The organism is Bartonella sp. CM120XJJH (assembly GCF_042194715.1).
Lineage (GTDB): Bacteria > Pseudomonadota > Alphaproteobacteria > Rhizobiales > Rhizobiaceae > Bartonella.
Genome location: NZ_JBHINE010000032.1, coordinates 1 through 9508, shown reverse-complemented (window position 1 = coordinate 9508; position 9508 = coordinate 1). Strand labels below are relative to the sequence as shown.

9 protein-coding genes and 3 pseudogenes are annotated in these 9508 nt (G+C 46.0%); 4 read left to right on the top strand and 8 right to left on the bottom strand.

The window, feature by feature from the left end; all coding sequences use genetic code 11:
- Both ACFIKU_RS08995 and ACFIKU_RS08990 read left to right on the top strand, forming a co-directional pair.
- Positions 1-301, top strand: a pseudogene (locus ACFIKU_RS08995) (hypothetical protein); the annotation flags it as partial.
- A gap of 161 nt (positions 302-462) precedes the next feature.
- A pseudogene (locus ACFIKU_RS08990) lies at positions 463-1101 on the top strand (DNA primase); the annotation flags it as partial.
- Positions 1102-1882: 781 nt separating this feature from the next.
- Here the strand turns inward: ACFIKU_RS08990 and ACFIKU_RS08985 are convergent.
- Entirely contained in the window at positions 1883-2101 is a 219-nt protein-coding gene (locus ACFIKU_RS08985) for a hypothetical protein (protein ID WP_375657313.1), read from the bottom strand.
- A 51-nt stretch (positions 2102-2152) separates the two neighbouring features.
- Positions 2153-2413, bottom strand: coding sequence for a hypothetical protein (locus ACFIKU_RS08980; RefSeq protein ID WP_375657312.1), 261 nt, complete (start codon positions 2411-2413; stop codon positions 2153-2155).
- Positions 2414-2427: 14 nt separating this feature from the next.
- Between ACFIKU_RS08980 and ACFIKU_RS08975 the strand changes: the two are divergent.
- Positions 2428-3636, top strand: a pseudogene (locus tag ACFIKU_RS08975) (bifunctional DNA primase/helicase); the annotation flags it as partial.
- Between the two features lie 40 nt (positions 3637-3676).
- On the opposite strand, the gene ACFIKU_RS08970 reads toward ACFIKU_RS08975, so the two are convergent.
- Genes ACFIKU_RS08970 through ACFIKU_RS08950 form a run of 5 tightly spaced genes read right to left on the bottom strand, consistent with a single transcriptional unit; the run spans position 3677 to position 6123 of the window.
- Positions 3677-4132, bottom strand: a complete 456-nt coding sequence (locus ACFIKU_RS08970; RefSeq protein ID WP_375657311.1) for a hypothetical protein — start codon at positions 4130-4132, stop codon at positions 3677-3679.
- Between the two features lie 25 nt (positions 4133-4157).
- A complete protein-coding gene (locus ACFIKU_RS08965; RefSeq protein ID WP_375657310.1) occupies positions 4158-4841 on the bottom strand; it encodes a hypothetical protein in 684 nt (227 codons plus the stop codon).
- Positions 4842-4865: 24 nt separating this feature from the next.
- The gene (locus ACFIKU_RS08960) at positions 4866-5492 is read right to left on the bottom strand and encodes a hypothetical protein (RefSeq protein WP_375657309.1); all 627 of its coding nucleotides are present in this window, start codon (positions 5490-5492) and stop codon (positions 4866-4868) included.
- A 58-nt stretch (positions 5493-5550) separates the two neighbouring features.
- Positions 5551-5970, bottom strand: a complete 420-nt coding sequence (locus tag ACFIKU_RS08955) for a hypothetical protein (protein ID WP_375657308.1) — start codon at positions 5968-5970, stop codon at positions 5551-5553.
- 21 nt (positions 5971-5991) lie between these two features.
- Positions 5992-6123, bottom strand: a complete 132-nt coding sequence (locus tag ACFIKU_RS08950; protein ID WP_375657307.1) for a hypothetical protein — start codon at positions 6121-6123, stop codon at positions 5992-5994.
- An 85-nt stretch (positions 6124-6208) separates the two neighbouring features.
- Here ACFIKU_RS08950 and ACFIKU_RS08945 point away from each other — a divergent pair, with 85 nt between their 5' ends.
- Positions 6209-6778 carry a hypothetical protein gene (locus ACFIKU_RS08945; RefSeq protein ID WP_375657306.1) on the top strand — a complete coding sequence of 190 codons (570 nt, stop codon included), beginning with the start codon at positions 6209-6211 and terminating at the stop codon, positions 6776-6778.
- A gap of 2547 nt (positions 6779-9325) precedes the next feature.
- Here the strand turns inward: ACFIKU_RS08945 and ACFIKU_RS08940 are convergent.
- The coding region (locus ACFIKU_RS08940) for a hypothetical protein (RefSeq protein ID WP_375657305.1) at positions 9326-9508 on the bottom strand (183 nt) is incomplete at its 5' end.

Here is a 9508-nt window from a genome sequence, read left to right as displayed (position 1 = left end):
TCTCACTCCCCAGCACGCACCCCATCACACGCCCCAGCAAGCACCCCAACACACACCTCAGCAAGCGCCCCAACACACACACCCCCCAACACACCCCCCAGCAAGCACCCCACAACAGGGCACAACCCCTCAGAGGCATATCCACCCCGCCCTTCTTTGCACCCCCCTCCTCCTTCCCCAAGGGCATCGTCTTCCTGAACATTGGCAAGCAGACATCAAGGCAGCAGTTTCAGAAGGTTTGAGTGAAAGCCAAGCCCATTGGAAAGCCAAGAGCGACAGAGAAGCGCTCAAAGTAGACTAGCAAGGCATATAAGCCCCCAAATGCCCATAAGCCCTCCATAGCCCCCAATAAGCCCTCCAAATAGCACCACGGGATTTCACTATCAGATCAAACAGCTAGAACAGCAAAAATAGAGTCCCCCCCACATCTTGAGAAAAACAGCAATAATATCACGAATGACCATGAGCACAATTTTTGAAATCAAACAAAAACTTATCTCACAAGCAGATAGAATAGCAGAAATGCTTCTTCCCCAAGGGCACAAACGAGGCAACAACTGGATTGTAGGCAACACACGTGGTGAAGCGGGTCAAAGTTTATCAATTTGCTTAAGCGGGAATAAAGCAGGACTTTGGTATGACTTTGCAGAAGGCACTGGAGGAGATCTTTTAGACCTTTGGTGTGAAGTCAAAGGCATTAGCCTCTCTCAAGCATTAGAAGAAGCACGCGCAACTCTCAATCTAACACGCCCCAAACCCTTTATGGTCCCTCATCGTTCCTATCGCCGTCCACCGGTTCCTAAAGGGCAGACTCCGCAAAATCTCGTAAAAAACTATCTCCACAAAGAACGCCACATTCCTCTAGAGGTTATAAAGCGTTACCGCATAGGAGAAAATGGTGACAAAATCATTTTCCCCTTTTATAAACCCAATGGCACCCTTGCTTTAGTCAAAGAACGGCTCGCACAAGCGGGAGCAAAAACCAAACCAACCGCTTCCCAATGTGAACCGATTTTATTTGGTTGGCAAGCCCTTTACCCCACAAACCACCCCTCCACGCACACACCCCAGCAGGCGACCCAGCACACACCTCAGCAGGCATCCCAGCAAGCATCTCAGCACACATCTCATCACACACCTCAGCAGGCACCTCAGCATGCACCTCAGCACACCCCTCAGCATGCACCTCAGCACACACCCCAGCAGGCACCCCAACACACACCCCAGCAAGCACCCCAGCACACATCTCAGCAGGCACCCCAGCACACACCCCAGCACACACCCCAACACACCCCCCAACAGGCATCCCAGCACACACCCCAACAGGCGCCCCAGCACACACCCCAGCACACACCCCAGCAAGCGCCCCAACACACACCCTCAACCAACCACACTGCCACGCACATACCTCAACAGGCATCTCAGCACACACCTCAGCACGCACCTCAGCACGCACCTCAGCACACATCTCAGCACACACCCCAACAGGCATCCCAGCACGCACCTCAGCACACATCTCAGCACACACCCCAGCACACACCCCAGCACACGCCTCAGCATGCACCTCAGCACACACCCCAGCACACACCCCAGCAAGCGCCCCAACACACGCCTCAGCAGGCGACCCAGCACACACCTCAGCAGGCACCTCAGCAGGCGCCCCAGCACACATCTCAGCAGGCACCCCAGCACACACCTCAGCACGCATCTCAGCAGGCACCTCAGCACACATCTCAGCAGGCACCCCAACACACACCCCAGCAGGCGCCCCAACAGGCATCCCAGCACACACCTCAGCACACACCTCAACACACACCTCAGCAGGCACCCCAACACACACCCCAGCACACATCTCAAAACACCGCCTCAACAGATCATGCCTCTACAAATGCATCCCAGCACACACCCCAGCAGGCATCTCAGCACACACCTCAGCAGGCATCTCAGCACACACCTCAGCAGGCGCCCCAGCACACACCCCAGCAGGCACCCCAGCACACATCTCAGCAGGCACCTCAGCACACACCCTCAACCAACCACACTGCCACGCACACACCTCAGCAGGCACCTCAGCACACATCTCAAAACAGACTCTCAACAAACCCAACCTCCACACACGCATCTCAAAACACCGCCTCAACAGATCATGCCTCTACAAATGCACCCCAGCACACACCCCAGCACACACCCCAGCAGGCATCTCAGCACGCATCTCAGCAGGCACCCCAGCACACACCCCAGCACACACCCCAGCAGGCATCTCAGCACACACCTCAGCAGGCGCCTCAGCATGCACCTCAGCACGCATCTCAGCAGGCACCTCAGCACACATCTCAGCAGGCACCCCAGCACACACCTCAGCAGGCGCCCCAGCAGGCATCCCAGCAGGCGCCCTTAATGGAGAGCGCGCCATTCCCCACGCTTTCTTCAACAAACCGTACAATTGTTATCACTGAAGGAGAAATTGATGCGCTATCCTTAGCCGCCTATGGATATCCGGCGGTTTCTGTTCCCTTTGGGGGAGGAAGTGGAGGCAAACACAACTGGATTGAAAATGAATTTGATCATTTAGAATCTTTTGAAACGATTTTTTTAGCCACCGATATGGACCAGCCCGGAGAAGAAGCAGCCCGTGAAATTGCCAGCAGGCTTGGGCGTCACCGTTGCTACCGTGTACGTTTACCCCGCAAAGATGCCAATGACTGTTTAACCGCAGGGATTGATAGCGCCACCATAAAAGCCGCCTTTTCCTCAGCACAAAGCTTTGCACCAGAAGGTTTACGGCGCGCCTCAGATTATAAAGATCAAGTAATTGGGCTTTTTTGGCCAGAGCCTGAAAAACATCTTGGTTATACGGTTCCCTATCCTAAACTGAAGGACAAATTGCATTTCCGCCCAGCAGAATTAACGCTCTGGAGTGGTGCGAGTGGTGCAGGCAAAAGCCAATTGTTATCAGACTGTATTCCCCATTGGATTGCGCAAAAGAGTCGCCTTTGCTTAGCGTCTCTAGAAATGAAAGGAGAACAATCGCTCCGCCGTTTAACCAAACAAACGGGCGGCTTAGAACAGCCTACAAAAGAGACGATTGAACGGATTCTTCATTTTTTAGACGATGGGCTTATTCTTTATGAACATGTTGGCAAATCAAACGTTGATACCTTGCTGGATGTGTTTGACTATTGCCGCGCGCGCTATGGCTGCGATCAATTTATCATCGACAGTTTGATGCGGCTTGGCATTGCCTCAGATGATTATGCAAAACAAGAACAAGCCGTTTATAAAATGGTTGATTGGGCTGTTTTAAACAGTGTACATATTCACCTTGTAGCCCATGCCCGCAAAGGCGGTCTGGATAAAGATATCCCCAGCACAGAAGACATTAAAGGCGCCTCAGAGATTGGTGCCAATGCCTTTAACATTATCACCATTTGGCGCAATCGGTCATTAGAAGATAAAATCTTTGCCGCCTCTCTAGCACAAGAAAAAGCAGATTTAGCCAAACGCCCCGGCGTCATTATGAATATTGCCAAACAACGTTCTGGTGATTTTGAAGGCAAAGTAGGGCTTTGGTTTGATCCCCAAACCTACCGCTATCGCTGTTCTTTTGAACAATCATTCCCTCGACGTTATCTTTAATGCTCCATAAACCCCACTCTCTTAAAAAACGTCTCCGCCTTCACACGCGCAACACCTTGCTCTCACATAAACAACAGGAAGGATAAATCCACAAATGATAAAAAACACCCAATCCTTCGAGAACCAAAGCCAACCCAACCCCATATTCTCTGTTCCCAAAGGCAAACAAAAAAAGATCGCTCCAACAATGGCGCAAAACACCAACCCTTTCAATAGCCACAAACAACGCATCACCACCCCATCTTGTCGCCCCCTCATATGCAAAATCAAAAACCACTCCAACAGTGCAGCAAAAACGATCCCTATCAAGGACAATAGTCCCCATGGTATGTCCATACTCTCCATCCCCAAAAGAGCCAAAAAAAGGACGACTCCTAAAATGCCGTAAAACAGCACTTCCTTCAAAAAGAGGGAAATACCAAAATACAATAAAACGCCACCCGCCACCAAGGAATATCGAAGCGATTGGAAAGCCTATAAGTACAAATAACGACAACAATAAAAAGGTAGGAAAACACCACCTACCTCAAGAACCAAGCCCATAGAACCCGTGCAGACCTTACACCATGATAAATCAAAGGAAGGGTAAATCCAAAAATAAAGGAAAACATCCCATCATTCGAGAACCAAAGCCAGCTCAACCCTAGATTCTCTGCTCCCAGACGGGTAAAAAAAAGGATTAGTGCCAAAATGCAGCAAAACAGCACAAAATTCAAAGCACGCAACGACCTCTGTAACACCGTATCACTTTGCTCGCGTATAAAGAACCCCAAGAGCACTTTCAACAATACAGTCAAGAGCAATCCCTTTAAGAATAGCGCCCTTATGCTATCCATATCTCTGACACCCACAGCAGCAAACCACAGGATAAAGCCCATCATGCAACAAAACATGACCGCCTTTAAGAACACTTGCCAAGCAACAGGCATACTCTTGAAGCCCAGATGCACCAAACCAAGGACAGTTGCAAAAATGCAAGAAAACACCGCCCCCTTCAAGAGCAGCTCCCCGTCAACAGCGCGCCTGCCCACGCCCACATAAACAAAACCAAGGTAGGAGGCAACAACGCCATAAAACACCACCCATCTCCAAAACACCCACTCTGTAACAGAGCGACGCTTTGCTCCCTTACAAATAAAAATCAAGGCCAGAGCAAAAAAGCAGAAAAACCCCAACAACAGCCAAAACATCACATCGTTCGACATCAAATACCCCTCACAGAAAGAACATCAAAGACCACGCCCGTGGAGAAGAGAAATGCTCATTCTTTTTAAGCCCCACCCCAACAGAACACGCATACACCTTACCCCCTCCAGAGCAAATAAAGGAACAAGTCCAATAGTGCCCAGAAACACCCCATTGTTCGAGATCACAAACCAGCGAACCCCCATATGCTTAGCGCCCACATGCGCCAACCCAACAACAGCTCCAACAACGCAGGAAAACACCAGAAACTTCAAAAAAGACACCCCACGCGATATCCCCTTACCCCGCATCCTCATAAGCAAAACAAAGGACAGCTCCAGCAATGCAACAAACACCGCTCCTATCACTAAAAACTCCCACGATATATCAAAACGCTTCGCTCCCTTATAAGCAAAGCCAAGAACCACGACAGCAATGGTGCAAAACACCACAGCCTTCAAAAACACGCCCCACGATACAGTCCTACGGTCTGCTCCCACAACAATAAAACAAAGGGTCGCTCCAGCAATGCAAGAAAGCTCCACCCCCTGCCAAAACACCTCCCACGTCATAACCGGTCGCCCCGCATCCTCATAAGCAAAACCAAGGACCAAGCCAAAAATGCAGAAAAACGCCAGTCCCTTCAAAAACATATCCCGCGCAACCACCATACGCCCCGCTCCTTTATTAAGTAAAAATCAGAGACCATGCCAAAAATGCAGCAAAAAATCAATCCTTTGCAAAGAATGAAAGCCTAAACCCAAGACGCTTTGCCCCACGATAAATAAGACCAAGAACAAAACCAAAGACAACGCCAAAAAGAATGTGAAAGACCCACTTGTTTGAGAACCACACCTGAGCCAAACCAAGATGCTCGGCTTTCTTATAAATAAAATCAGTGACAGCAGCCAAAATGAAGCTCAACAACACCATCTTGAAGAACAAACCCTTTTTTACACCACGCCGCTGCATTACTTCATAACCAAACATAAGGAAAATGCCGGGAGTGCCATAAAATACCACAGCCCGTAAAAATACTCCCCACGTCATCCCCAACGCCTTCATTTCCATATAAACAGACACAAAGACAACAACCACAATGCAGAAAAATACCAGTCTTTTCAAAGACAAAACACCGCGCAACATCATTCCACTTCCCCCTCAAGCCATTCAAGGATAATCCACCTTGTAACAAAACACCCCTCCTTTCAAGAGCCAAGTCCATGGGGCTCCCCCCACACAAAGCGCAACAGTCCAAGTCACCCCCAAGAGCGCACACCCAACACGCACACTCCAACACATGTCTTCCTCTCATCCCCCTCTTTTGCCTAGAGCAAGCAACATTTTTTAAAAACGAAAATCAAACGATAATTTTTAAGGAGATGCTATGACCCATCACGAGAAAAAAAATATGCAAACCTGCCCGCTTGATCATCAAAATCAAGGAAAGCACATTGGTCATTTAAAGACGCAAGAAATCCCTGTAGAAACGCGTAATCCTTATTTTCAATCCCATCATCCAGAAAGTTCCAGCAACCCACGTACCATCAATGCCATTGCCAATGCACAAAGCCATCCCATTGCACTTTTATATGCGAAAGGACATCTCAGCAAAGCCCAATATAAAGCGGCAGAACGTTTTTATTTTTACTGGCGTCAAAGCCAAGCCGATCTCCACATGAGCCTTGACTATACCCGTGAAAAGGTTTCCTGTAGCCAAGGGTACACACACCCCATTGAACGTCAAATAGAAGCCTCCAATCATTTAAAAACAATCAAAGTACAACTTGGTATTCTTGGCTATTCACTGCTTGAACGCGTTATCGGCCATGGACAAGCAATCAAAGAATTAAGTTCTTCAAAACGCAAACAAAATTCCCTTGCTGATCATTTACGAGATTGTTTAGACTTGCTCGCATTTCATTGGGGATATGCAAACCATAAACATTCTGAATAATCCCCTCCTCACCATTTTAAGCTGCCCCCCATATTGCCCGCCCCCTCTAAAGCCCCCTAACCACACTGATCGAGCATTGAGCAGCTTCTCGCCCCCTTTTCCATCACCTCACCCCCCACACCCAAAAGGACAATTCTTCACCCCACACACGCTCAAGATGCACTCCGAACCCTTAAGAACAAAAACCCTTCCCCCACACCAGTCCTATAATCATGAGGTGCTCTTAAGTTTATTCGTTTTTATTGAAAAATAAGTTTTGTTCAAGATGCTTGCATACACTATAAGATCTTTGAATATAGTTTAATTAATATCGAGTCTCAAAATAAATATTCAATTGGAAAAAGTATTCATTATTTTTTAATATAAAATGACAAAATTTTCTTTTTTGTAAAATTATTTTTTATATTGATATCTTTTCAATTCTCTGCTAGTTATAGTGTGATATTTCTTGAAGTATGAATTTATAAACTTAATACGGCCTTTTAGATTCATTGTTTTTTTGATATGATCTACTAGTCAATGTTAAAATTCTCCTGCTTTTAGTCCTCTGATTACAACGGAGGACTTTTTTTTATGACTGTACTTTTTTTATAACTGTATTGTCTTCAATCACTCTCTTACGAGCTTTTTATATTCCTCCATAAGATCTCCCCGCAAAATAGATCATTCTTTTGTCAAATTGGCTTTCCGTTCCCTCCTCAAAGAACAAAGATTTAACCCAAATCTGATCGACAAACAGCTTAGATACACGTCACTTTTGGCTTTCCATTCACTTTTGTTTTTCCATTCAGGGGTTTTCGGCTAAACTCAAGGCGCAACACGAGTAAGCTCTGCCCTACAGATCCACCCCGCTCTTAAAAAAACACTTAAAACATATCCAAAGCGCCGGCTTGCTTCATATCACGAAACCTCAAATGACAATGTTTTACGCCATAACAGTTTTACGCCATAACAGAATGACTGATATTTGACGACTTTCTTTATCCTATACCCCACCAAATCCTATACCCCACCAACCGCTTGATGTATCACAACAACATATTGATTTATAATTATCATCGCCTGTTATTCATTACTAAAATTAAGCGACCCCGAGTATCATAGGGATTCTCTCATTTCAAATTTATTTCATATTGCATCAATCAACAGCATATCTTTTACACGTTACAAACATGAGAGACATATGAAATAACACACTTCAAAGATTTCAAAGGTAAAGAATCAAAATGCCTCTTATGAACAGGCTCAAGAGCCAAAAGCTGTTATCCCATGCGGCGCTAAACATAGTATGATAGTGCTGGCTTTCCCCTTATGCGTTTTGAAAAAGGGCTGATCCACTTCACAAGAGATTTCTCCATTACCCCATTCACCAACACCCCATTCACCAACACCCCATTCACCAACACTCCATTCTCCAACAACCCCTATTCTCCAACAACATTGTGATGATAAGACAACATGATGTTTTTAAAACAAGGACGTAAATGTGCAACACAAGTATATTCTGTTTGAAACATTTGGTTTTACGCGACTCACGTAAAACCCCATGAGAAAATGAAATCCCCACGAGAAAAATCTAAAGCATCGAGGATAAAAACATGAAGCAAGCGTGATTCCATTCCGCTATTGCTCTTTAACTGTCAAACCAAATAAAAAAAATAAATCCGGCCAAATAAAAAATAAATCCGAAAAGACGGAGTTTTATCTATAGCACTTCATATTCTTCTCAAATATGTTCATCTTCCTCCCTTAAGAGATAAACTAAAAATATACACAACATCTCTCCTAACCTCCCCATTTTCCAACATTCCTCAAGAATCAAAAGTTACACTGCTCATTTTGTCATCTTATTTTGTCATATTATAAAGCACTATTCTTGGCGGTGTTGAGACAGTTAAAATAATTGAAATGTTTAGCCACCGCCATTAGCGAAGCTAAAAAACAAACTGTTGAAAAGCCGTGCAAATCTTGTGTAAACACAAAAAAAACAAAAAAAAGGCACAAAAATATCTTAATTTTTATAAAAATACCCAGCGTCTTTTACGATTGTATTGACGAACAACCCTGATCACATAATCATCTTAAATATTGAGAATAAAAAATGAATAGCCCTCACAAATACAGCAACCTACCAATATAAAATATAAAAACAAATCTTTTGGTTATCTCTGTTTCTTATAGAATATACCTTTCCCTATGGATGTACTCTAGCCTCCAAAGAGTGCATTCAATCCATGGAAAGGATGCACTCCGCGCCTTAAAAAAGAGTGCACCCTTCCCCTCAAACGGATACCGCCAAACCCTCATCAAGCAGTATCCAAACTGTAGAGGGTGCACTCAAAGCCCTTAAAAAAGAGTGCACCCTTCCCCTCAAACGGATACTGCCAAACCCTCAAGCAGTATCCAAACTGTAGAGGATGCACTCCGCCTTCAAAAGAGTGCACCCTTCCCCTCAAACGGATACTGCCAAACCCTCAAGCAGTATCCAAACTGTAGAGGATGCACTCCGCCTTCAAAAGAGTGCACCCTTCCCCTCAACGGATACTGTCAAACCCTCATCAAGCAGTATCCAAACTGTAGAGGGTGCACTCCAGCCCTCAAAAAGAGTGCACCCTTCCCCTCAAACGGATACTGCCAAACCCTCAATAAAGGCAGTATCCAAACTGTAGAGGATGCACTCAAAGCCCTCAAATAGAGTGCACCCTTCCCCTCAACGGATACTGCCAAACC